Below are 23821 nucleotides of genomic sequence, written 5' to 3'. Positions count from 1 at the left end.
ACACTATCGATCATGTCTGGTCTTTGTACATATCATTCAAAAATTTAATCTACACACCCTATTTAATGTACTTTCATTCTTGATCTGCGTACTTTAAATTAATAATTTCAGTATTTTCAATACCCTCAACATCTGTCCAAGTTATTTTGTAAACTGGATACTCCCCGAAGAAAAGGGTAATTTCTTCGGGGGTTACACCATTTTTAAACTCGTTTTTCGTGCTTTCTGAGTTAGGTACATCTTGAAAAATGGTGAGATAGCCATCTTTAAAATCAGGATTTTGAACATGACCTGTTTGTTCACTCGTTTGAGTTAAATTAGATACAAAACGAATTGTATTCACCTTTTTATCCCCGAGATACTTAATTTTCCCAATAAAGCGTGCTCCATTCTCTTGATCTGGAATAATTTCAGTAACACCATGCCAATTTTCTGTTGTTCCTTCGTACCGATAGGACCATTCCTTTTCAGAGCAAGCAACGAATGAAAAAAGGGAGATAATAATCAAAAATACAAAGCCTATGTTCTTCTTCACATTGTATTCCTCCCTTTACACAACATTATTTAGCCTTACACTACAATATTCATGGCAATATGCTAGCGGTGCATCAACATTTTCCCACCGTTCAAGATACCCATTATTTCGATTGTTTAGTGCTCGTGCAAAAAATCTTCAACATTGAAATAAGAGGTATACTCCTATTTCAATCAAAAATGATCTTAGCCAGATTAACTAAGAGGAAATGGGAGCGATTGATGTTCGTCACACCAAAGAAACTTATTGATAACTTGCCAAGTAAACGGCCAGAACGACCGTTTACTTGATTTAAAAGAACGTACTACCAACCAATATTACCTACTGAAACAGTACTATAAATGGTACCTGTTGACGATCGAGCCGTATATGATGTTTTTAGTCTTGCACCAAAACCTCCAAGGTTATCATCCATTCTAATATAGTCCCATGAAAGTAGCTTTATATAGCTTTGGCCCCAGGCGGGAGGGGTATACAGCTTTGGATCACTATTGCTAACAAGCTTTCCACTAGATTTGCTATAGCCAGCAGCTTTCGCATTGAATTCCCCGGACTGTATTGTCAAGCCGTTCCTATCCAACAAATCCCATCTCGCCTCATATCGTGTTGCTTTTCCCCACATATCAATACCGTTCTGTTTAATGATACTCGTCCACATCCAAACGGTTTGTTGAAAGTTTAAACCTGAGTTGTTATCCCGATCCCGTTGGTCATAATCAGATGGATCTGAAACTGCATATACTACGTAATCGCTAATTACCTGTTGACCCACTTGCGTTTCCTTCAATTTTTGTACCGTATAGTAGCTGTGTTCGGTAAGATCTTTTACAACATTTCCTTTTTCATCTCGTAATTGAATCTTAATCTTTTTAAAGTCGTAATCCTTTTTCCCCGCTAAGGCATCTTTTCTAAGCTCTTTTTCTGATTTCATTTCCGCTTTATAAAGCAATTTTTCTTGCTTTTCAGCAGCATATCCATGTCCAAAAGAAAGTGTAGAAACAACTAGAGTTAATGTAAATACCATCCTTGAAAGTAATTTTTTCATTTCAGATTAGAACCACCTTTTTAAGGATCTCATCTCTAAACACAATAAGCTAAGTGTATGTTACCAGGGGATGCTGCCATTCCCAACCATAACCGTGCTATACAGAGTACCAGTGCTCGAACGAGCAGTGTACGAAGTTTTTAATCTAGCACCAAAGGCACCAATCGAATCGTCCAGGCGAATATAATCCGCTGTAGGATTCTTTACATAGCTTTGACCCCAGACCGGGGGATAATATGGTTTTGAATCACTGTAATTTACGTTTTGATTATTAGATTTACCTTTGCCTATTGCTTTGGCATTGAATTCCCCGGACTGTATTGTCAAGCCGTTCCTATCCAACAAATCCCATCTCGCCTCATATCGTGTTGCTTTTCCCCACATATCAATACCATTCTGTTTAATGATACTCGTCCACATCCAAACGGTTTGTTGAAAGTTTAAACCTGAGTTATTATCCCGATCCCGTTGGTCATAATCAGATGGATCTGAAACTGCATATACTACGTAATCGCTAATTACCTGTTGACCCACTTGCGTTTCCTTCAATTTTTGTACTGTATAGTAGCTGTGTTCGGTAAGATCTTTTACAACATTTCCTTTTTCATCTCGTAATTGAATCTTAATCTTTTTAAAGTCGTAATCCTTTTTCCCCGCTAAGGCATCTTTTCTAAGCTCTTTTTCTGATTTCATTTCCGCTTTATAAAGCAATTTTTCTTGCTTTTCAGCGGCATATCCGTGTCCAAAAGAAAGTGTAGAAACAACTAGAGTTAATGTAAATACCATCCTTGAAAGTAATTTTTTCATTGCTATGCTCCTCCTGTAAAATTTTTACTTTATAGGTTTTTATTATATAGTTTTATCTGAATATTCTCAATGTATTTTCAACAAAAAGTTAAGTCTATTTAAGTAAAAAAGATGAACCCTTTTCAAAACTCTCGGTTAGAATGGTAATCTTGAGTCACCATTGCAAAATACAAATGGCTCCACTAGCGTTGCATAAAAATCGCCAGGATTAATAAACTGATTTTTCTGAACTAAATTCCACTTCCAAATGGCTAAAGAACGGAGTGACCCACAAAGGTAGTTCCGTCCATTTGGCATTTATATACACTTAAACCAGATGCTACACAACCGTTTCCTTCCTGCTTATGGATCAGGCTTTCTTCGTTTCGAGGTTAATCGCTCCCACCAGATTCGGCTATCCTCCCAGAGCATCACACGTAACCACCGATAGATTTGGAACCAGTATTTTGATAATGTTCAATACAACATCAGTGCTTCAGTATTAATTATTTATGTAAAATATGGAAATTATAGGTGGTAGACCAAACTGCGGAAATACGTACCAAATCAAGTCATTCAAGCGCAGAGGATAGGAACAAATGGGCGTTTCTGCTACGAGCAAACAGATGGGCGAAAAAAGAATGCTCAAACAGCATCTTCCCTAGTTGAAGCCATCACATTGATTATTCCTCGAATTTCTTGGTGGAAAATTTTCGACAAAGCTCTTAATGAGTTACTAGCGGTGTGAAAACGCGTTTATCTTGTCAAAAAGATAGAGGATAGTTACAGCAGTGTGCCTGTACGAAAAGTAGCGCATGCAAAATTGTAAGGAACAGAGCTTTGAAATGTTCCTTATTTGGCCCCGATCATCAGGACTTGGAATCATCACCTCAAGACAGTCACATTTCCTTGCACTCGTCGATGTGATATTTCTCCAAATCCATGTCAAGTTTCACCTCGTGGCAATATGATCGGGATCGGAGTATATAGTGAAGAGTATCGAGCAGTACGAGCCATGAAGAATTGTTGATAAAAATACCAGAGCAACTTCATATCACTCTAATCTTAAACTAGCCGATGCCAAGAAGCCACTTTCGCATCTTTAGAACAGTATGTTTAAATGGATTTTTATAGCTCTTCACCGTAAAACGTGCTTGATCTTCCTCTAGCGCAGTTTTTCGTAGTTATATAGCCGGTTTACACTCCAGTCTAATGCGAATCTTGAATCTCTCTAGATTGCGGTAGCCGTAGGCTCTTCGTTTGATCACCTTCACTTTGTTGTGTGTCCCTTCAATCTTGGCATTCGTTACCCGAAAGGAAAAATAATTCTGAATGGGCTCTCTCCACTGGACAATCGTTTTGGCAATGGAACGAACCGCAGGAGTCGGAGAATAGAGATGGTCGTCGATCCATTTCTGAAGTGCTTTCTCACCTGCTTCTTGGGTTTGAACGGCATACACGGCTCTGATGTCTTGAAGCGCAAAGTAGAGTCGTTGAGGTGTGGATCTTCTGCTAACCAATTCTTCAGTTCCTGAAGCTCTTCGGGCTTCAGTTTGTCAGGGATCGTATGGAACAGGCGTTGCTCATGTCTACCCCGACGATGTGTTCCACGAGCATGCGTGCGTTTTCGGGTAGCTTCCAACGCTTTCGAGAAAAGCTGGATCACGTGAAATTTATCTGCTACCACAAGGCTATGCTTCCAGACTTGGCGTACGGTTTCAGCCATTCCTGGAGCCAAATCCGTGACAACGACATGAGGAGCCTTACGAAAGGGCCATTGCTGCAGGGCGTTTTGTACCTGTTCACGTGAACGTCCTTCTGTAACTTGCCAGATATGACCGGTTTGAGCATCCATGAGGTTCACGCCATACTTATGGCCTTTTTGCAGAGCAAACTCCTCCAGACAGACCACTTCAGGAGCTTCCTGTTCTTGTGGTTGAGCAAGGCGTTGGGGGGCTAGTTGGTAGTACCAGCGTTCGAGTGTCGAGTAGGCCACACTCAATTGTTTGGCAACCGAGAGCAAATCCCGGCCGCGGCACATATCCACTGCCATCTCTTGAAAAGCAGAGGTGACCGATCCTCGAGGCGGGATACCGTTCCATTCCACTGTCCATGTAAGCCCACAACTCGCACAGCGCTGGCGATACATGGGAACGGATACCCAGACGGTTCCCCAAGAAGGAACGAAACGATGACGAAGAATACGCCGTCCAGGACGGGCATGGTTGGTACTAGCTCGGAGACAGAGCGGACAAAGATAACAAGCAGAATTCGGTTCCAGAACAGCGATCCAATCCGTTTCCGTTGTTTTTTCCCAATGAGTGAGATGGAATGATGGAAGTCTGACAAAGTCTGTGCTAAAATCAAGGAACAACGCAGATTTCCTCCTTTTCAGTGGTTGTCTCAACAACTCCCACGATAGAGGAACATCTGCGTTTTTTCAATGTCTAGCACGGGTTATGGTGATGAATCATATTTTATGACGTGTGAGAATGGCATATTGTTTCTTAATGAACCTATACTTTTTTTAAAAAAATCCCCCCACATCGACAGAGTAAGGCCTTGCTTTACTCTGTCGATGTGGGGGACTTGCAAAGGTTGGATTAGAAGCTGTTCGTAATCACCAGCTCATCCAGTCCAAAGCGGGCTGTCGGATGAGCTTGCTCGCTTGCTTTGCCGAGTGACAGCATCAGCGTCGGAATGTAGCGCGACGGAATGTTCAGCTCTTTGATGAGCGCGTCGCGATCGTATCCGCCCATTGGGCATGTATCGTAGCCTTTGGCTTTTGCCGCCAGCATCAGTTGCATGGCCGCATAGGAAGAGTTGCGGATCGCTTCGTCGCGGGCGATCTCCGGATTGTTTTTGTAAGCTGCTTCGATTTGCCCGATCAGGGTGTCACGCACTTGCTCGGTGACGTAGCCTTTTTCGAGGGCAGCGTCATACACTGGGCGCGCCGACTTGTACGCCTCCAAATCTCCGAGTATGATGATGGTGGCATACGCATCCACGACTTGCTGCTGGTTGTAAGCAATCGGCAGAAGCTTTTGCTTGATCGCCGAATCAGTCACGACGAGAAAACGCCAATGCTGCAGGTTCCAGGAGGACGGAGCGCTTGCCGCGAGACGCAAAATTTCGTTCAGGTCGCCCTGTGGGATTGTGGCATTCGGATCGTATTTGCGCACGCTATGGCGAGCTTCCATCACTTGTTCAGCAGTCATTTTCAGTTCGGTACTCATACAATTTTCTCCTCTCCATCTTCATTTCCTATTCCTGATACACACTTACTTTAATATAGTTAGAAACATTTTACAACCACCTTTTTCCTCCCGGTTGCAGTTTGCCGGAAGACGGACAGGGACATGGTATTACATCCTATATTGTTGGGAGGAGTTTTGCTTGAAATACACGGATAATATTGTCATCGTCACAGGCAGCGGACAGGGCATCGGGCTTGCCGTCGCCACCATGTACGCCGCTCACGGTGCGCACGTCATCATTGCCGAGCGCAGTTCCGAGACCGGTGAAGCTGCCGTCCGGAAAATAAACGGAGCAGAAGCAACGACAGGCTCAGCCTCGTTTGTCCAAACCGATGTGAGCGAGCCGCAGCAGATCGAGCGGCTGATGCAAACCGTTGACGCCCGCTGGGGCCGCCTTGACGTGCTCATCAACAACGCCGGCTTGTCCGTCTGGGAATCTCCTTACGACCTGACTGTCGAAGCGTGGGACCGTATTTTGAACACAAACCTGCGCAGCGTCTTCCTCGCTTCGCGGGAAGCGGCCAAACTCATGCGGCGAAACGGCGGCGGAGCCATCGTCAATCTGGCCTCGACCAGAGCCCACATGTCTGAGCCGCATTCCGAGGCGTACGCAGCGTCCAAAGGAGGTATTTTGGCCCTCACCCACGCCTTGAGCGTATCGCTTGGTCCCGACAAAATTCGCGTCAACACCATCTCGCCAGGCTGGATTGAAAACGGCGATTATACGGCGCTGCGCCCCCAGGATCATGCGCAGCATCCCGCAGGTCGCGTCGGTACGCCCGACGACATCGCCCGCGCCTGCCTCTTTTTGACGCAAAAGGAAAACGACTTTATTACCGGAACCGAGCTGGTGGTGGACGGCGGCATGACCCGCAAAATGATTTACGAGCCATAAAGCCAAACCAATGCCTCTCCTCCTGAATACTTTGGAAGTAACAAGAGATAAAGGAGGAGTTCCATGTCTTTTGAAGAGGATGATCTCAGGCTGCTCGCTCTCTGGCTGCTAGCAATTGGCTACTTGATTCTCGCCTTCACCGAATTGGCCGCTCTTGGATACTGGTAAAAGCAAAAAGAGCCACTCCCATGCATATAATATGGAGAGTGGCTCTTGGCTTTTTCGTTTTCTTAATCTTACCAGGTCCGGAATGGAGGCGAGCCTGGCGCTTGATGCTGAATCTGCTCCATGATCGGATAGCCGTAGGCCAGAACAATCAGGAAGGCGAGCAGCCCGATCCATACAGGCCAACGCTCCAAAATGCCTGGCACTGTCTGATTAGTCTCGGTTTCAGCAATTGGATACTCGGTGTTTCCTTTTGGTGCGTAGAATGTCAGGTACAGCAGAATGAGAATCAACAGAATCGCGGATACAAACAGCAGCCCTCCACCAAAGGCCATGACGCGTTGGTAATCCATCCAGCCAAGCGCGGTCGGATGATCCATGTATGTCGTGTAGTCTGTCCGGCGCGGTGCGCCTTGCAGCCCCATCGTATGCATGGCAAACGACATCAGGAACATCCCTACCGACCAGAATACGGTTTGCACCATCGCCATGCGATTTGCCGTCTTGGTCAGCCTGCGTCCCGTCAAGGCTGGCACCAGCCAGAAGCTGACACCGAAGAAAGTGAGCGCAACAGCAGCACCGACTGTAATGTGGAAGTGTCCTGTTACCCAAATCGTATTGTGTACGACTGCATTGAGCTGGTTACTTGCGTTGATAATTCCGCCCGCACCACCAGGAATGAAGAACAGCATTCCCATAAACGGAGCGAAGAAGCGAGCGTCACTCCAAGGCAACTTCTTGAACCAGCCGAACAGTCCGCTGCCACCTTTTTTGCGGCCTGTTGTCTCGAAGACAGCAAACATCGAGAACGCCGTCATCAGCGACGGAATAACAACGATCAGCGTCAGAACGACGTGGATCATTTTCCACCCGGCGGAAATTCCCGGCTCCATCAATTGGTGGTGGAACCCAACCGGAATGGAGAACAGCAAGAAACAGATAAAAGAGAGACGGCTGAGCGAGTCACTGAAAACATGACCGCCAATAATGCGCGGAACGCATACATACCAGGCCATGTAAGCCGGCAGCAGCCAGAAATAAACGAGCGGGTGACCAAAAAACCAGAACAGCGTGCGGCTGAGCATGATGTTAATACTTGGTACCAGTCCGAGCGACCACGGAATGAGTTGGAACAGCACCTCAACCGCTACCGGAAGTGTCGCGATGATCCACAGAATATAAGTGGCGACAGACATGAAGACGAACAGCGGAGAGGTTTTCCCCGGATTTTCCCGTCTCCATTTGCGGTAGCTGGCAAAAACCCCGACGCCTGCCAGCCAACTGCCCACTACGAGCAAGGCCGCACCAATGTAGAAATAAGGCGATGCTTTCAATGGAGCATAGAAGGTGTACAGGACCGAAGCTTCATTCATCACAATTGTGACACCAGCCATCAACGTACCTGTCACCATGAGAATCCAGCCTACCCAACCAAGTTTCAGCGTCGTTCCGTGCAAGGAACCGCCTGTCGTTCGGGCTACACCGGAAAAGATAAACCCGACAATGAAAAACGTGGTAAAAATAAGTGCCATCAATACGCCATGAGCTGTCAAGATTTGATAGTAGTTCATCCAGCTTGGCAGTTCTATGATACCGCCGCGCACCATTCCCTGAAGCATACCTGCCAATGCAGCCAGCCCGAAGGCGATATACGCCACCCACACATACGCCAGACTAAGCTTTGCCGCTGACCGCTGTATTGGAACGTGGGGAATCGAATCGTCTATTTTTCGTGCGATTACCATAGGGTTCACCTACCTCTATTTCACAATAATCGTGGTTGCCATCACCTGATGGCCTGCGCCACAGTATTCGTTGCAAAGAATCAAATACTCGCCCGGTTTGTCAAACGTATAGCTGGCCGAGCTGATATGTCCCGGCAAGACCATGAAGTTGACATTTGTTTCCGGAATCTGGAATCCGTGAATCACGTCCGGACTTGTGACGTGGAAGTTGATCGTAGAGCCTGCTTCGACCTCCATCTTCGTCGGCGCGAAGCCAAAGGCAAACGCCGTCATGTAAGCGTCGTACTCCTTGTCTCCTACCTGCACTAGTCCCGGTTTATCAAAAGGAGGGGTTTCCATCACCTTTTCAGGGTCGATCATTTCCATACTGCTTGGCGGGGCCATTCCCATCGCAAACGCATTGACGCACAGCAACACGACAAACAGCGCCAGACCGCCTGCACCAAGCATCAGCCATATTTTTTCATAACGGTGCAAATGCATAAGTATCCTCCTTCTCTTCCTCTATTACGCCCGTTCCAGGAAAAGCCCGAATACACCCAGCCAACCGACGAGAATGATGCCCCCCACAATTAGCACAGCGGCAAACGTCCCCTTCAGTTCCTCTTGCTCGGGCTGCGTCTTTTTTTCTTTCGACTTTTTGCCTTGCTTTAATTTGTCGATTTGCGTCTCCATCGCACTTTTCTCCTTTCTGTGTGCCGCGCAGGCGCATCATATTTTTCACGCCTTCATTCTACTCCTGGAACCAGAAGGAAGTAATTCGGGGAAATCCCCTAAATTGGTCGGGGAAACTCCTGATTCTGCTCGGTTTGTGTCACATGTTCGACAAAAAAGCCGATTTCTGCAAGTGCAGAGATCGGCTTTCGTGGTTTGTAGTATTTTTATTGATATTTCAATTCGATTAATTTGCCCGTAGTTGCGTCGACAAAGCGGTAGCTGCCCTCTCTTTTTGGCTGGTAGACCAGCTTTGGCTCAGGTGCACGCTGATCTTCGTAGTGCTCCCAGTAATACACCAGCTCCAGCTCGACTTCCTTTTGGTACGTTTCTTTTGCTTCCTGGGCGCTAACCAGCTTTGTGGCAGCGGGCAAGACGATATCAGGATGGAGCGGATGGAGATTCAACTCTATAACGGCGCCTGTCACCAGATCGATCTCAACCTGGTAAAACTCATCCGATACGGGGATTCCGTTGCGTTTTCCCTCAAAATGGAAGGAAACCGTACGCCGCTCGTTCCTTGGTCTCAGCTTGCTCTTGTCCACCCAGGCCGGAATTGCTTTATCATCATACGCGAACGTGAACAGCGTCAGCTCGGTAACAGCCGGATCGAGGTATGGCTGCAACACGGCAAGCGCTTTTTTCTTCGCTTCTTCGACGCTGATTTTGTTCTTCTGCTCCTGTCCTTCCCGCAGATTCAGATGGAAGGCGATCAGACGGTCACTGGCTGCATCAGTGGTAAGCGAAATGGTATCAAAAGCATGGTCGTCTTTTTTTGAGAAATCCCATATATACGACTCAATCGTCTGTAATCCTCTTTGGAGATTGTCCTTGTGATCGTCGTATTCAAAAATAGCACCGGAAACATCAATGCCAAACTGGGACTTCAGCCATTGCTCGGCCTCTTTTTGCGAAGCGATTTTGACGGACTTTCCTTCGCCTTTTACCTGAACGTTCTCCTTGGCCTGCTGGGCTGGCTGGTCCAGCACCTCTCCTGTGAGGGCGTCGATTGTTCGCACCTCGTTCGGCTGGTAAGTTAGCATCGGCTTCTTCTCATTTACGTTGCCAGGCGCTGAATAGGAAAGCGGCTGCTCGGCTACGTATTGCAGCTCCATTTTCAGCTTATCCTGATAAACCTGCTTTGCTTTTTCCAGCGGGATTGCCTGTTTCGGGTCAGGCCATTTTGCCTCGTCAGGCAAGACTTGATTGTACGCATCATAACGGATAATGTGTCCGGCGTGGTCAACAGAAACCGAGAGCGCATGGTCCTCAACCGGAATCTGATTGATGAGCGTCTTGTAGTGGACAGTAGAGCGTGCCCATTCGAGCGTTGTACCTTTTTCGTCGCTCATCCCTGCTTTTCCCCTGGACATCAACTTGGACTGCTTGAATTGACTGACATCCTTCCCGATCATGCTGGCGAGAAACGCATCGGCCTTTTCGCGCGCCAGCTTTTCGTCCGGGTAGGCAGCAGATGCCCAGGCTGGATTTTGCACGTCCAGGTAAAGCAGTCGCCCTTTCTGGGAATCGATTACGATTCTTGCGGTAGTATAGGCAAAGCTGTTTTGCTCTGCTCCTGTTTCCGGCTCATCTGTCAGTATTACGTCCCAAACCGGATGCGAATAGTGAATGCTCTGTGTTCTCTCCGTTTTGCTTTTCATACGAAGCTTTTTCAATTCCGGAATGGCTTCCTTCAATTTGTCCAGCGTATTTTGCACCTCTTGGGAAAATTCCTTTTGCTGAGACTGCTGCTCCTGTGTACCATTTGCTGCGTTCGCTGGCACTGTCCATATTGGCGTTGCAGCGAGCAGGCAAGCTGCAACAACTGTCATGACAGACTGATGGATCTTCTTCATCTTGCCCTCCTGAACCTTGCATGAAAAATATTTTTACACTTACAAACAAAAAGACGCGAGGGATACCCAAAAAGTTACATATTTACCTCGTCTTTTACAAACAAAAAAAACACGCCCTCGCATCGCGAAAATGGCGTGTCAAAGCATGAAGCTATTCAAAATCAAGCCAGCCTTTTTTAATCGCATACCGTACCAGATCAGGCCGCGTGCGCAAATGCAGCTTTTCCATGATGTGCGCCTTGTGCGACTCGACGGTCTTCACGGACACGGTGAGCTGCTCGGCGATTTCCTTGTTGCTGAAGCCTTTGGCGATCAGCACGAGCACTTCTTTTTCCCGATCCGTCAAAATTTCGTACTTGGCCTGCTCCTCGCCGTTTTTGACCATCTGCAAAAATTCCTCGATCAGCGATTTGGTCGCTGACGGATACAAATAGGCCATGCCGTTGTTCACGGAGCGGATTGCGGAGATCAGGTCGAGATCGGGAGCGCTTTTCAAAATATAGCCGGCAGCTCCGGCCTGCAGTACGCGGAACAAGTATTCTTCATCGTCGTGCATGGTCAGGACGAGCACCTGAATGTCTGGCGCTGCTTCCTTCAGCCTCGCGGTAGCCGTCAGGCCGTTCTCCCCCGGCGGCATGCTCAAATCCATCAGCACCACGTCCGGGCGGATTTCCAGCGCTTTTTCGCAAGCCTCCTTGCCGTCAGCCGCATAGCCGACGACCTCCATGTCCTCCTGGGCATTGATTAGCATCCCCAGCCCGGACCGTACAATCGCGTGATCGTCAGCGATCAAGACGCGAATCGTCATCCAACTTCCCCTCCTCAGGCAACGGAATACGGACGATGACCGTCGTCCCTTCCTGGGGCGCCGAGCGAATATCGACCGTCCCTCCGAGCAGTTGCGCCCGTTCCTTCATGCCGAACAAGCCAAGCCCCTTGCCGAAATTCAACGTCTTCTCCACCTCAAAGCCGATACCGTCGTCCACGATCGTTACAACCACTTCTTTTTCCCGATTCTCGAACATGATCCCGAGTTGGCTCGCCTGCGCGTACTTCGCCGTATTGGTCATGGCCTCCTGCACGATCCGGTACAGCGCTGTTTCCATCGGGGCGGAATACCGTCGCTTCTCTCCCTGCACATGCAGCTCGATCTGGAGGTGGAATGTTTTTTCCAGCCGCTTCATCAACGAGCGCAAGGCAGGCAGAAGGCCAAGGTCGTCGAGAGCGGACGGGCGCAGCTCCAGTGCCATACGCTTGACTTCCTCCATCGCCCGCGACGTCATGTTCACCAGCTCCGTCACATGCTGCATGACGGCTTCGCTCGGATTGCCTTGCCTGACCACATTCAGCCCTACCAAAATACTGTAAAGCGCCTGCCCTATGCCGTCGTGCAGTTCGCGGGCAATACGCTTGCGTTCCTCTTCCTGAGCCTGAATGGCAAAGTGGGTCAGCTTGTGCTGGTAACGCTGTTTTTCCGCACGCTGCTGAGCCGACATGTCGCGCAAAATCAACACCAGCTTGCCCCCTGATTCTTCAGGCAATCGGGCGGAGCTGGCGGCTACGGGAAAATCACGACCGTCTTTTGTACGGAGCTTCATTTCAAAGGACGGCATCTGTACGCGTTTGAAAAAACAGTCCGCACAGCTCGTTTCCTCCATACAGGTTGCCATCCCCAGGCAAAGCTCGCAAATATGCTTTTCCCGGATCAGCTCGTCTTCGGTCCACCCCGTCATCTTCTCCAACGCGGCGTTGGCCCGGACGATCCGGCCCTCATGGTCGATCACCAGGATGGCGTCACTGACGTTGGCAAAGATGGACTGCATCAGGGATATGGCTTCATAGGATGTCCCCAGGTCTTCTCTCCACGTACTCATGCGCTCCTCCTTTGAGACAATCATCTAAGTGCTATTGTAGAGTTTACAGGGGCGGTTGTGTATCAGGGAATTCCCTTAACCTGCTTGACTGGCACGCTGAGGGCATTGACATTTTCCTATATTAGATTACCATCTAATTAGATTGTTGTTAAATGACGAGAAAGGAGCCTTCGTATGCCACATTCTCCTGCTTTTATCCCCTCCAGCAAGCGGCTGCATTTTTCGCCAGTCACTCCCGCAGATTTTGCCGAGCTGCTTGCTGTCTATAACTCGAACCCCGACTATATGGAGTGCGCCTTCGGAAAACGCGCCGTCACTGTCCAGGAGATAGAAGCCGATCACCTGGAAAACCTCGCCCTCGAGGACTCCTACAGCATGGCGCTGCGCGAATCTGCCAACGGCAACATCATCGGGATTGCACAGTTTATTCTCTGCAATCCGCGGGACAAACAACCTTGGCTCGGGCTTATCATGCTGCACAGCGACTGTCAAGGCAAAGGCTACGCCAAAGAGTTCCTCGACTGCCTGATCGATTGGTACCGGGAAAACGGCTATACGTCCCTGCACCTTGCCGTCCTCGCCAAAAACAGCAAGGTCGTCCCGTTTTATGAAAAGTACGGCTTCACTGCCTACGAGGAACGGGAGCATGAGCGACTTGGCCGGGTCATTTGCATGGCATACGCTTTTTGAACGGAAAACGTCCGGGATTCCCCTGATTGCCGGTCTGTGCAGCCTGCGCCTGCCCCGAAACAAAAAAGGCGACCCGGTCGCTGCCGTTCCGCTCTTGAGCATTCGCACAGGGCGATTGATTTTTGACAAAAAAACCGGGACAGCAAGTGCCATCCCGTTCCTTTCTATTAGCAGGTCAGCCTGGGTGTTTTCCGGTTGACCTGTTTTATTCGGCTTCGGTGATTTCCACGACGATTTTCTCCGCCACACCGATTGGCGGCAGGCTGCGCGTCAGTTTCGGTCCGTAGAACGCGAACACATTCATGCCAGCCTTCAGGTCTTCCGGCTTGAGTGCCTTGTTGTCTTTGGCATTGACGATGCTGGTCTTGTCGTTGATAATCAGCGCTACTTTTTCCGGAGAGGTCGCTGTCAGGCCGCGGCCCTCTACAACCATCTTGTAGGTGCCTTGCTGGTCAGGCTCGATGCTTGTTACTTTTCCGGTTGTCCCGATGACTTCCGCAGATTCCAGGCTGCTCTTGACAACGATGCTGAGCGCGCCTGTCTGCGGCGGCATGCTCATCGTCATCATTTGCTGGTGTGTCGCTTCCACTTCCATGCCCAGCTTCAAGTCTTCCGGCTTCAGCTCTTTGCCGGAAGCGTCAGTCATTTTGGTTTCCGCGCTGATGTGCAGGATGATTCCCGTCTCGTATCCATTCAAGGCAATCGAGATTTTGCCATCGTCTTTTTTGTTGATTGCCGTGATCGTGCCCGTACGCACTGGCGCTTTTTCTGCCTCTTCGTCCACAACCGTCACCGCACTGTCTGTCACATGGACTTCTGCTTGCAGGATTTCATCCACGAAAGCGACCGGAACATAGGTGCTGCCATTTACGAGAAGCGGTTTTGCTCCGAGTGTCTTGTACATTTTCGCAAACGGGTAGCGATCCTCTCCGACCTTGGCGTAGCTTGCAATCGCGCCTTTTTGCACTTCGGCTGCCTGCTGTTCGTTGTTCCAGCTTACTTTGTACCCAAGGGATTCCGCTACAGGGCGCAGCGGGACCAAAACGGTTTGTTGTTCTTTATCAAAAATAGCGGCTTGCTCAAGCGCGCTTCCGTTTACATTGACCGACAGTTCTTTTACCGGTTCGGAGGCAGCCGATACGATGTTCGTTCCCAGAACGGCCAAAGCCGCCAATGTCATCATGCCTGTACGAATTGTTTTCATGTTGTGTTCCTCCAATGCTTGTATTTCACTTGTTGCGTGTTTCTATTCATTGGACGGAGGAGTTTTGGATACGTTTCAACAAATTTTTCGGGTAGGGTTGTGACACTTGATGAAATTCGCAGACTGGATTCTTGGACAGATTGGAAGGCGGTACATGTAATGAACAGGAGTTGTTCTGGCAGACAAGGCGAACGGGATTCGGTGTATGTTTTTACCAATTTGTAACTATTTTTTACATAATTTGAGATAAAGTAAAAGAGTATTTTGTAAATTTTAAGGAGGACAAGAGATGAAAAGGATTCTTAGTTTAATAACAACATTTGCTTTACTCTTTCAAGTGATTCTAGTTCCAGCCTCAGCCAAAACAAATGAAAGCGATACTATCAAAAATGTAGAAGCCTATAGCATTGAAACACTATCAGACGAGCCTAATGATGAAGGGGTATTTGAGGTAACAGGCTATAAGCAAGTTAATGCGATCACAGAAATTACTGCAGATGCAAACCAAATTAAAACAAAGATGTTCAAAATAGAAGATTACTACGATAGAAATAACAATTACATTAATACTGTCGTTACTTCAGAAGAATTTCAAAACGACTATAATACAGGAGAAGCAAAGGCTAAAAAACAAACCAAGCAATACGATGAAGCTATGACTATTTCTGTAAACAAGTCAGAAAAAAACACTTTATCTAGTGCTGATCTTACTAATGCAAAAAAGATTTCCGTGCAAAAAAATGTAGAACGCGCTATAAGTGATATTGATGAAGAAGAATTTAAACCAGTTCCGGGAATTAAGAAAGCAGACCTAGAAAAAGTAAAAAAAATAGCAGCAAAAATCAAGGAATCTAATGCTGTTAAGTTTAACACTGAGACAAATCATATTGAGATTGATGAGAAGAAATTGGCATCATTAGCTTCTACTGAAGCTGCAGGAGCATTCGATAACTTCTATAACCACAATTTGTCTACTGGTGCTTTTACTGCGCAGGCATTGGGAGTAGCTGGCCATAAATATATTAGAGTTACCGGGTCAACAGTTGGGAGTTCAAAAAATGCAAGTAGTATGGTTGCATTCAAAAAAAGTATAAATGAATATGAATACTATATTATTACTAAAATGAAATATAATCTTTATTCTGAAACATTCGATTGGTTTTTGATTTTGATGGGTTTGGGTGCAATCGTAGCTGGATTTGGTACCGGACCAGCAGGGTGGTTAGCAATTGTAACAGGTTATGCTGGAGCACTTGGAACATTTACTGCTCTTACGAGTAAAGCATACGCAACAGCAGAAAGGCTTGATCTGAGTAGAAATGCTGCGAAGTTTTGCCAAGGTGCACGTGAAATTATTCTCAACTATCCAAAAAAATTCGAGAACTATAATGTGACAGTAGTCTCTGGATATTAACTTCAATAAACAGACACACTCCCTAATGTAAGGAGTGTGTCTGTTTTTGAGACATACGAATTATGAGATTGTAGCTTTTGTTACGATAGTTTAACACCTATGGGCTTTTCTGTCGTTATTTTTTCCTCTTCCAAGAAGTAACGAAAAAGATAAAAAAGCTAATACCTGTTAGTAACTGTATTGCAAAATTAAGATATGTCTCGGTGGTCAAATTTCCAGGAGGTATAACTCCTACTGTGTTTGGTGGATTTAGTCGAAAATAAAAACTTGCTATAGCGAATATTATGATAAGTATGGAGAACACTCCCCCGAGCAAAAACTTATTCATAAATTACTCCTCCTTTTATTAAAAATATACCACTACATAACAATTATTAAAAATTATACCATTAATCTTCTGATCTATTTAGTCCCAAATAGATTCGCATCATTGATTACTGATCTATACTCTAACAACATGTTTTGCTATTCCTTTTCCGCCAAAGAAAATAACACCATGCCTATTCGAAACTAATATAGTTATACAAAATACGACAAAATTCCCAAAATCCATGTAGTATATTATGTCATATAAAACGAGACCTCAACTACTCAATCACCTCAACAGATGCCACCCCGTTTTCTCTTGATCCCGGTAATGCAAATTAGGAAAAGGAAGCGATTATCGTGAAAAAAACACAAGCTGTTATCCTGGCAACCTCTTTGCTTGGTTTGGGGCTTACTGGTTTTTATTCCGTGAAAAGTCATGCAGAAGAAACACCCAAAATGGAAGCAGCACAATCAGCGACAATAGCTGAACCAGTTACAGCCGAGCAGCAGACGGAATTAGTTCCGGCGGTCATGGATGCAAAGACCCTCCAAGCAAAAATGCTCAATGCCATTGACAATTACCAAAATGTTAGCGGCTCCTATCGGGTAATTCTCGCTCCGCTTGGAGTCGATGAAACCGTAGAATTCGAAGTCCAACAAGGAAACAACCCTCGCAGCCATGTAAAAGTGCTGAATAATACGAAAGCAGAACTCATCAAAGAAACGGCATTTGATGGAGAGTTTTATTGGGACGTTAAACATAACCGAAAAACGTACAAGAAGACCAAGGTCAGTAAAGCAAATGAATCAACTGCGTTTAACAAAAATGAACCTCGAACGTATAAAAATGAACAAGGAGAAAAAGTATTTGTCAAAAGACCTGACCCGGCCTTCTCCGCAAGCGCGAAAGATGTCGTGTTTCCCCAAGACTATGCATTCTGGCTGACTCCTGACAACCATGAAATTGTGGGCACAGAAAAACTGCTTAACCGCACTGTAGCTATGGTGAAAGGCAAGCACGAAGATCGTATTTTAGCAGAAAAGCATCAAGCTACACACTTTACGATGTGGGTCGATACCGAAACGGGTGTGCTTCTAAAATTAGAAGAAACCAATGATAAAAATGAAGTGACAAACAGCATAGAAGTGCTTTCCATTGAGTTTGATGAAAAAGCGAAAAAGGCTACCTTTGCATTACCTGAATCCTTCCAAAATAGTACACCCTCATTTGAACAAGCCAAGTTTAAACAAACAATGGAATCTGCAAAATAACACGAGCAAAGGGCGGCCAAATTGCCGCCCCTCTTCCATTACGGCTGGTGAATCATCTGCTCATTCCTCGGCATCGGTACATCCGGCTTCCCGGCCGGGTTGTTGTACAAGTAGCTCGGCACCTTGCCTACGATCAATGCCTCGCTGATCGGTATTTGCGTCGTGACCGTTTGCTGCTTGGTTGCAAACGGGATGACTACGCGCAAGTCGACCTCGACGTAAATGTAGACGGTGACGAGCACCATGTTGATGCCAGCCTGCTTCAGCCCCGTTTCCAGTCGGGTCTTCACGGCGCCGATCGGCACGAACGAGACGGGAATTTCCGGGCCGAAATGTTCCAGAAACACGTTTTTGGTAGCCAGGCCGAGCGGAATCGTCGTCTGGACGTTCTCCTGCTCGAACTCTTTCAGCCGATTTTGAATGCGGGCGGTCGTCTCCCCTACGATTCGCGAATACTCGCGGAAATTGAAATTGACCGCTTTGATGCTGCCTTCCTCGTCTTTTTCCATCATTACGATCTCGTTGAAATCCACGCCTTGCTGTGTCAGACGCTTCGTAACCGCATCCGTAATGGCGAGCTTTGCCACCTGATCGACTTTGGATTGGGCGATCAGCATCAAGGTTGGCTCAATCCGTTTTTCCACGATCATGAACAGGATCAACAAGCATACGACGCCAACCAAAAACATAGCGAAGATGCGTCTGCCGCGCCTTTTCCAGCCTCCTTTTCGAAAACGCACAGTTGCTTCCTCTCCCTCGTTTCGCTGTACACAGCAAGCTCAGCTTTCAATCAGGACGTACCGTGCGCATGGCAGAACGCTTTTCCCTGCCTGCCTGTGACCGACCGCTGGCGAGAACGCCGCCGATCCCGGCCACGAACGTAGGGACACCAGATGTGACGAGAATCAGCGCCCAGTCGCGAAGGGACAAATCTGTCGTTTTGAAAATCGGCTGGAGAGCGTCGATGTACACGACCCCAATCACCAGCACCAAAGACGAAATGACAGCCCAGACGAGATATTTGTTTTCAAACACGTTGCGGTGAAACACACTGTACTGGCTACGGCAGTCGAACACGTGGATCAGCTGGGCCATGACCAATGTGACGAAGGCGACGGTCTGGGCGTGAACGAGATCGTTTGGATTTTCGCGCAGCGTCAGCCAGAAAGCGAGCAAGGTCATCGCGCCGATCAAAAAGCCGCGGCTGATGATCTTCCAGCCCAGGCCCCGCCCAAAAATATTTTCTGCCTTGTTGCGCGGGCGCTGATACATCGTGTCAGCCTCAGCCTGATCGACCCCAAGCGCCATGGCAGGCAAGCCGTCTGTCACCAGGTTGACCCACAAAATCTGAATGGGCACGAGCGGCAGCGGCAAGCCGAGTAGCATCGCAAAAAACATGACAAGAATCTCTCCTACGTTGGACGCGAGCAAATAGCGAATAAATTTGCGGATGTTGTCGTATATGTTGCGCCCTTCCTCGACGGCGGCGACAATCGTGGCGAAGTTGTCGTCGCGCAGGACCAAATCGGCGGCTTCCTTCGTCACATCTGTCCCGGTTATCCCCATCGCGATGCCGATGTCCGACGTTTTGATCGCCGGGGCATCATTGACGCCGTCGCCTGTCATCGCCACGACGTGTCCTTTGCTTTGCAGGGCGCGCACAATCCGCAGCTTATGCTCGGGAGACACCCGCGCGTAGACGGTCACGCGCTCGGCGTGCTCGGCCAGAGCCTCATCGGACATCCCGTCCAGCTCGCGCCCCTCCAGCACCTCGCCGTAGCCGCGCATCATCCCGATCTGCCGGGCAATCGCTTCCGCCGTCACCTTGTGGTCGCCCGTAATCATGACGGTCTTGATACCCGCCTGATGGCACAGGTTGATCGCGGAGCGAACCTCTTCGCGCGGCGGGTCGATCATCCCGACCAGCCCGACGAAGACGAGATTGTTTTCCAACGTACCGATTGGCTGCCCAGGGCGATAGCCTTGCAGCGTTTTGTAGGCGAAGCCGAGAACCCGCAGTGCTTGGCCCGCCATCAGCTCTGTCTGCTCCAGCACCCGATGGCGCAGCGAAGCCGTCAGCGGCTGCAGTTGGCCGCCCCAGAGAATGTGCGTGGATCGCGCCAGCACCGCCTCTGCCGCGCCTTTGGTCAACAGGGAGTGAACGCCGTCTGCGCCTTTTTCGACGACGGACATCATTTTGCGGTCGGAATCAAAAGGCAGCTCTTCGACACGCACCGACTGCTGTTTCGGGTTGCCCCGCTCTCCGGCATGGCCTGTCGCTTTTGCCGCCAGTACCTTCAATGCTCCTTCTGTCGGATCGCCGACGATCTGCCAATGCCGCGTTGTTTTGCCCATGCCAAGCAAGTTGCGTGTGCCTTGTTCCTCGCAGATCAGGCGGGCATTGTTGCAGCGGTCTGCGATGCGAATGATTTGCGTGAGCGCTCCGTCGCGGGTGGGAGACACCATTTTTCCCTGATAGTGAAAAGCTCCCTCCGGAACGTAGCCGCTTCCGGTGACTTCATAGGTGGAATCGCTGTGCCAGACATGCGTAACCGTCATTTTGTTCTGGGTGAGGGTACCTGTCTTGTCGGAGCAGATGACCGAAGCGCAGCCAAGCGTCTCGACCGACGGCAGCTTGCGCACGATCGCATTGCGCCGGATCATCCGCTGCACACCGAGCGCCAGCGCGACGGTGACAATCGCTGGCAAGCCTTCCGGGATGGCCGCTACCGCGAGGCTGACCCCTGCCAAAAACATCGTAAACAACTCATGTCCGTGCCAAACCCCGGCGACGATCACGACAATCGTCAACAGCAACGCGACGACCACGAGAATTTTGCCCATTTGCTCCAGACGCGCTTGCAGCGGCGTTTCCACTTCTTCCGCTGCGTTCATCATGTGGGCGATCTTCCCGATTTCCGTATCCATCCCGGTCGCCACGACGATGCCGCTGCCTGTTCCGCCTGTCACCATCGTGCCCATGAAGGCGAGGTTTTTCTGATCGCCCAAAGGAACCGTCGAGGCTTGGGCCGTGTCCAATTTTTTGACGTTTTTGGCGACAGGGACAGATTCGCCTGTCAGCGCCGACTCTTCTATCTCCAGCCGATTGGCGGTCAAAAGCCGCATGTCTGCCGGAACCCGGTCCCCCGCTTCGAGCACCACCAGGTCGCCCGGCACGAGACGGGAAGCGGGAATCATGGAGATTTGCCCCTCGCGAATGACCCGGGCCATCGGGGATGCCAGCTCTTTTAGCGCTTGCAGGGATCGCTCAGCCTTGGCCTCCTGAATGAACCCGAGTATGCCGTTAATGATGATGATCGCAATAATCGTAATCGCATCCAGATACTCCCCCAGAAAGTAGGAAATCAGCGTGGCGATGAACAGGATGAGCACCATAAAATCTTTGAACTGGTCAAGAAAGACCGCGTAGAGCGGCTTGCGTTTGTTCTCAGCCAACTGGTTGGCCCCATGCTTAGCCAGTCTCCGTTCCGCCTCCTGCTGGGTCAGTCCCTGCGCCGCATCGCTATGAAGGGCTTCGGTCACGTCGGCTGCTGCCAGCGTGTACCATTTTCGAATTGGCTGTGTATCCACCTGCATCTCCTCCATCCACTTCTCACTCATTGCCATGTGTATGCAGACGAGCCGGAAAATAAAACAGGAGCTGTCCAAAGCGACAGCGTAAGCGGATTTTTGGACGCAAAAAAAATCGCCACATTCTGCAGAATGGCAGTTTTCACACACCGCCATCTGAAGAAAGGGCGATTCTCCGATCAGGACGCAGTGTGCGCCTGAACCAATCCCTTTTGCAACATCACAAGCACTCCTTGCCGTTCACCGCAGGAGGCATCTTCGTCTATTAATCGTGAACCGACTCAAGCACCTTGCCCAGTGCTTCCATCGCTTCCGCTGCTTGTCCTCCGGAGATTTCCAGCGTGATTTGATCTCCCTTGGCTGCTCCCAGCGTCATCAGGCCCATGATGCTCTTGCCGTTTATTTTCTTGGTGCCTTTGATGACGTTCACGTCGCACGGAAAAGAGGTCGCTTTCTCGACGAACAATCTGGCCGGACGGGCGTGGATGCCGCTCGGATTTTGAATGGTGAATGTTTTGGTCAACATGATGTCCAACTCCTTTTACTCTGTTATGTCTTTTTTCAGCAATTTTATCATCAGGGCTGTCACAATGACACCCGCAACAATCGAAACGAGGTACAGCGGCCAGTTGCCGACAACCGGAAGAACGAACAAACCGCCATGCGGAGCCGGCAATGTGCACCCGAACAGCATCGACAAGCCGCCGGCCACGGCAGAGCCAACCATGATGGAAGGAATGATGCGCGTAGGGTCAGCCGCCGCAAACGGAATCGCTCCTTCCGTGATGAAGGAAGCCCCCAGAACGTAAGCGGTTTTTCCTGCTTGCCGCTCTTCGTCCGTAAATTTCTTTTTGAACAGGGTAGTGGCCAAGGCAATGCCGAGCGGCGGAGTCATGCCAGCCGCCATAATGGCTGCGTGCGGGCCGTAGTTCCCTTCGGTAATCATCGCAATTCCAAATGTAAAGGCCGCCTTGTTGACGGGTCCTCCCATGTCAAAGGCCATCATCGCGCCCAAAATGATACCAAGGATAACCGCATTTCCCGTCCCCATGTTTTTCAGCCAGTTGCCAAGTGCCGTGTTGGCTGCTGCGACGGGATCGGAGACAATATAGACCATGATAAAGCCTGTAATCAAAATACCCAGCAGCGGGTACAACAGCATCGGTTTGATCCCTTCCAGCGATTGCGGCAGTCCGGCAAACAGCTTTTTCAACCCAAGCACGATATATCCGGCCAAAAAGCCTGCGATAATTCCGCCAAGGAAGCCGGAACCCGATGTAGTAGCGAGCAGGCCGCCCACCATACCGGGCGCAAAACCAGGTCGATCCGCGATACTGGACGCGATAAACCCTGCCAGTACAGGAATCATCAGTTGAAATGCCGTATTCCCGCCGATGTCCATCAATACTTTGGCCAGCGGATGGAAGGACGGGTCGTTCGGGTCAAACGCCTTGATTCCGAACAAAAAGCTGAGCGCGATGATAATCCCGCCGCCCACGACGAACGGCAGCATATTGGATACGCCATTCATCAAGTGACGGTAAAAGGCTGGCTGTTTGGACTTTTTCGCGTCCTTGCCTTCCTGAATCTTTTCCTGATAGCTGCTCGCGCCCCCGCGATAAACGCTGCCCTGCTGTTTGACGGCGCGCTGCAGCAGGTCTTCGGCATTGCGGATACCTTCGGCGACCGGAACCTGGATGACAACTTTTCCGGCGAACCGCTCCATCTCCACCTGCCGGTCAGCGGCCACGATGACAGCAGCAGCTTCTTCAATATCCTGCGGCGTCAGCTCGTTTTTCACTCCGCCAGAACCGTTCGTCTCCACCTTGAGCGAAATCCCCAGCTCCGCCGCCTTTTTCTTCAAGGAATCGGCAGCCATGTAGGTGTGAGCGATACCAGTCGGGCAAGCTGTTACAGCGACGACTTTGGCGGACACATGCTGCTGGTCGGCCGCCGCGTCTGCGGTAACGCTTTCATCTTCGCGCTGGAGTTCTTTTTCCTTGCTCGTGATAACCGCAAGCACCTGCTCCTTCGTCTCTGCTTTCATCAGCTCCTGGCGAAACGACTCGTCCATGAGCATTTCGGAGAGCTGTGCCAGCGTCGCCAGATGAGCCTGGTTGGCATCTTCGGTTGCCGCGATCATAAAGAACAGATGCGCTTTTTGCTGATCGAGGGATTCGAATTCCACGCCCTCTTTGGAAAAACCGTAGGCGATGCTGGGCGTCTTGACCGCAGCAGTCTTGGCATGCGGGATGGCGATTCCCTCGCCAATTCCCGTAGAGCCTTGAGCCTCGCGGGCGAGAATGGCCTGCTTCATGCCAGCCTTGTCATTCAAACGTCCCGCTTTGTCGAGTTGCTCGATCAACTCATCCAGCACAGCTTCTTTTGTGGTAGCCGACAAATGAACGATAATCGTGTCTGATTTCAGCAAATCAGCAATGCGAATCTTATTGTTCATGGGTGTAAACC

General features: G+C 49.2%; 20 protein-coding genes and 1 pseudogene. 5 read left to right on the top strand and 16 right to left on the bottom strand.

All coding sequences use genetic code 11. The features are described 5' to 3' along the window. Positions 1-73: 73 nt before the first annotated feature. From EDM57_RS02685 to EDM57_RS02665, 5 genes and pseudogenes are all read right to left on the bottom strand, one after another. Positions 74-535 (bottom strand): hypothetical protein, encoded by a 462-nt coding sequence (locus EDM57_RS02685; protein ID WP_122903230.1) that lies wholly within the window; start codon positions 533-535, stop codon positions 74-76. A gap of 304 nt (positions 536-839) precedes the next feature. After that, the gene (locus tag EDM57_RS02680) at positions 840-1580 is read right to left on the bottom strand and encodes a hypothetical protein (RefSeq protein ID WP_122903229.1); all 741 of its coding nucleotides are present in this window, start codon (positions 1578-1580) and stop codon (positions 840-842) included. Positions 1581-1640: 60 nt separating this feature from the next. Continuing rightward, entirely contained in the window at positions 1641-2387 is a 747-nt protein-coding gene (locus tag EDM57_RS02675) for a hypothetical protein (protein WP_122903228.1), read from the bottom strand. Positions 2388-3550: 1163 nt separating this feature from the next. Beyond that, a pseudogene (locus tag EDM57_RS24005) lies at positions 3551-4221 on the bottom strand (ISL3 family transposase). 748 nt (positions 4222-4969) lie between these two features. Beyond that, positions 4970-5602: a nitroreductase family protein gene (locus EDM57_RS02665; protein ID WP_122903227.1), complete on the bottom strand. Its 633-nt coding sequence runs from the start codon at positions 5600-5602 to the stop codon at positions 4970-4972. Between the two features lie 160 nt (positions 5603-5762). On the opposite strand from EDM57_RS02665, the gene EDM57_RS02660 reads away from it, so the two are divergent. Beyond that, positions 5763-6518, top strand: a complete 756-nt coding sequence (locus EDM57_RS02660; RefSeq protein WP_122903226.1) for an SDR family NAD(P)-dependent oxidoreductase — start codon at positions 5763-5765, stop codon at positions 6516-6518. Between the two features lie 236 nt (positions 6519-6754). On the opposite strand, the gene EDM57_RS02655 is transcribed toward EDM57_RS02660, so the two are convergent. The 6 genes from EDM57_RS02655 to EDM57_RS02625 all read right to left on the bottom strand — a co-directional run bounded on the left by EDM57_RS02655 (position 6755) and on the right by EDM57_RS02625 (position 12872). Beyond that, positions 6755-8428, bottom strand: a complete 1674-nt coding sequence (locus EDM57_RS02655; RefSeq protein WP_122903225.1) for a b(o/a)3-type cytochrome-c oxidase subunit 1 — start codon at positions 8426-8428, stop codon at positions 6755-6757. A 15-nt stretch (positions 8429-8443) separates the two neighbouring features. After that, positions 8444-8911 carry a cytochrome c oxidase subunit II gene (locus EDM57_RS02650; RefSeq protein ID WP_122903224.1) on the bottom strand — a complete coding sequence of 156 codons (468 nt, stop codon included), beginning with the start codon at positions 8909-8911 and terminating at the stop codon, positions 8444-8446. Positions 8912-8935: 24 nt separating this feature from the next. Continuing rightward, positions 8936-9103 carry a cytochrome c oxidase subunit 2A gene (locus EDM57_RS02645; RefSeq protein WP_122903223.1) on the bottom strand — a complete coding sequence of 56 codons (168 nt, stop codon included), beginning with the start codon at positions 9101-9103 and terminating at the stop codon, positions 8936-8938. A 206-nt stretch (positions 9104-9309) separates the two neighbouring features. Beyond that, positions 9310-10998 carry a YcdB/YcdC domain-containing protein gene (locus EDM57_RS02640; RefSeq protein WP_170163353.1) on the bottom strand — a complete coding sequence of 563 codons (1689 nt, stop codon included), beginning with the start codon at positions 10996-10998 and terminating at the stop codon, positions 9310-9312. Positions 10999-11149: 151 nt separating this feature from the next. Continuing rightward, positions 11150-11806, bottom strand: a complete 657-nt coding sequence (locus EDM57_RS02630; protein WP_122903220.1) for a response regulator transcription factor — start codon at positions 11804-11806, stop codon at positions 11150-11152. Then, positions 11781-12872 carry a PAS domain-containing sensor histidine kinase gene (locus tag EDM57_RS02625; protein WP_122903219.1) on the bottom strand — a complete coding sequence of 364 codons (1092 nt, stop codon included), beginning with the start codon at positions 12870-12872 and terminating at the stop codon, positions 11781-11783. The genes EDM57_RS02630 and EDM57_RS02625 overlap by 26 nt, the downstream gene beginning before the upstream one ends. A gap of 174 nt (positions 12873-13046) precedes the next feature. Here EDM57_RS02625 and EDM57_RS02620 point away from each other — a divergent pair, with 174 nt between their 5' ends. Together EDM57_RS02620 and EDM57_RS02615 are read left to right on the top strand one after the other, a co-directional pair. Beyond that, on the top strand, positions 13047-13562 hold the full coding sequence (locus EDM57_RS02620) for a GNAT family N-acetyltransferase (protein ID WP_122903218.1): 516 nt from the start codon (positions 13047-13049) through the stop codon (positions 13560-13562). Continuing rightward, positions 13519-13761, top strand: a complete 243-nt coding sequence (locus EDM57_RS02615) for a hypothetical protein (protein ID WP_122903217.1) — start codon at positions 13519-13521, stop codon at positions 13759-13761. Before EDM57_RS02620 ends, EDM57_RS02615 begins: the two co-directional genes overlap by 44 nt. Positions 13762-13767: 6 nt before the next feature. Here EDM57_RS02615 and EDM57_RS02610 read toward each other — a convergent pair whose 3' ends face one another. Then, a complete protein-coding gene (locus tag EDM57_RS02610) occupies positions 13768-14766 on the bottom strand; it encodes a copper amine oxidase N-terminal domain-containing protein (RefSeq protein ID WP_122903216.1) in 999 nt (332 codons plus the stop codon). 289 nt (positions 14767-15055) lie between these two features. On the opposite strand from EDM57_RS02610, the gene EDM57_RS02605 reads away from it, so the two are divergent. Together EDM57_RS02605 and EDM57_RS02595 are read left to right on the top strand one after the other, a co-directional pair. Next, positions 15056-16180, top strand: a complete 1125-nt coding sequence (locus EDM57_RS02605; protein ID WP_122903215.1) for a hypothetical protein — start codon at positions 15056-15058, stop codon at positions 16178-16180. A 666-nt stretch (positions 16181-16846) separates the two neighbouring features. Next, positions 16847-17761 (top strand): hypothetical protein, encoded by a 915-nt coding sequence (locus EDM57_RS02595; RefSeq protein WP_122903213.1) that lies wholly within the window; start codon positions 16847-16849, stop codon positions 17759-17761. A gap of 38 nt (positions 17762-17799) precedes the next feature. Here EDM57_RS02595 and yunB read toward each other — a convergent pair whose 3' ends face one another. From yunB to EDM57_RS02575, 4 genes are all read right to left on the bottom strand, one after another. Further along, entirely contained in the window at positions 17800-18501 is a 702-nt protein-coding gene (yunB, locus tag EDM57_RS02590; RefSeq protein ID WP_122903212.1) for a sporulation protein YunB, read from the bottom strand. A gap of 46 nt (positions 18502-18547) precedes the next feature. Beyond that, on the bottom strand, positions 18548-21352 hold the full coding sequence (locus EDM57_RS02585; RefSeq protein ID WP_122903243.1) for a calcium-translocating P-type ATPase, SERCA-type: 2805 nt from the start codon (positions 21350-21352) through the stop codon (positions 18548-18550). A gap of 265 nt (positions 21353-21617) precedes the next feature. After that, on the bottom strand, positions 21618-21878 hold the full coding sequence (locus EDM57_RS02580; RefSeq protein WP_122903211.1) for an HPr family phosphocarrier protein: 261 nt from the start codon (positions 21876-21878) through the stop codon (positions 21618-21620). A 15-nt stretch (positions 21879-21893) separates the two neighbouring features. Next, positions 21894-23810: a PTS fructose transporter subunit IIABC gene (locus EDM57_RS02575; protein WP_122903210.1), complete on the bottom strand. Its 1917-nt coding sequence runs from the start codon at positions 23808-23810 to the stop codon at positions 21894-21896. Positions 23811-23821 lie beyond the last annotated feature (11 nt).

Source organism: Brevibacillus gelatini, assembly GCF_003710935.1.
GTDB classification, from domain to species: domain Bacteria; phylum Bacillota; class Bacilli; order Brevibacillales; family Brevibacillaceae; genus Brevibacillus; species Brevibacillus gelatini.
The sequence above is the reverse complement of the archived record's forward strand: the minus strand, read 5'-3'. Positions and strand labels throughout refer to the sequence as shown.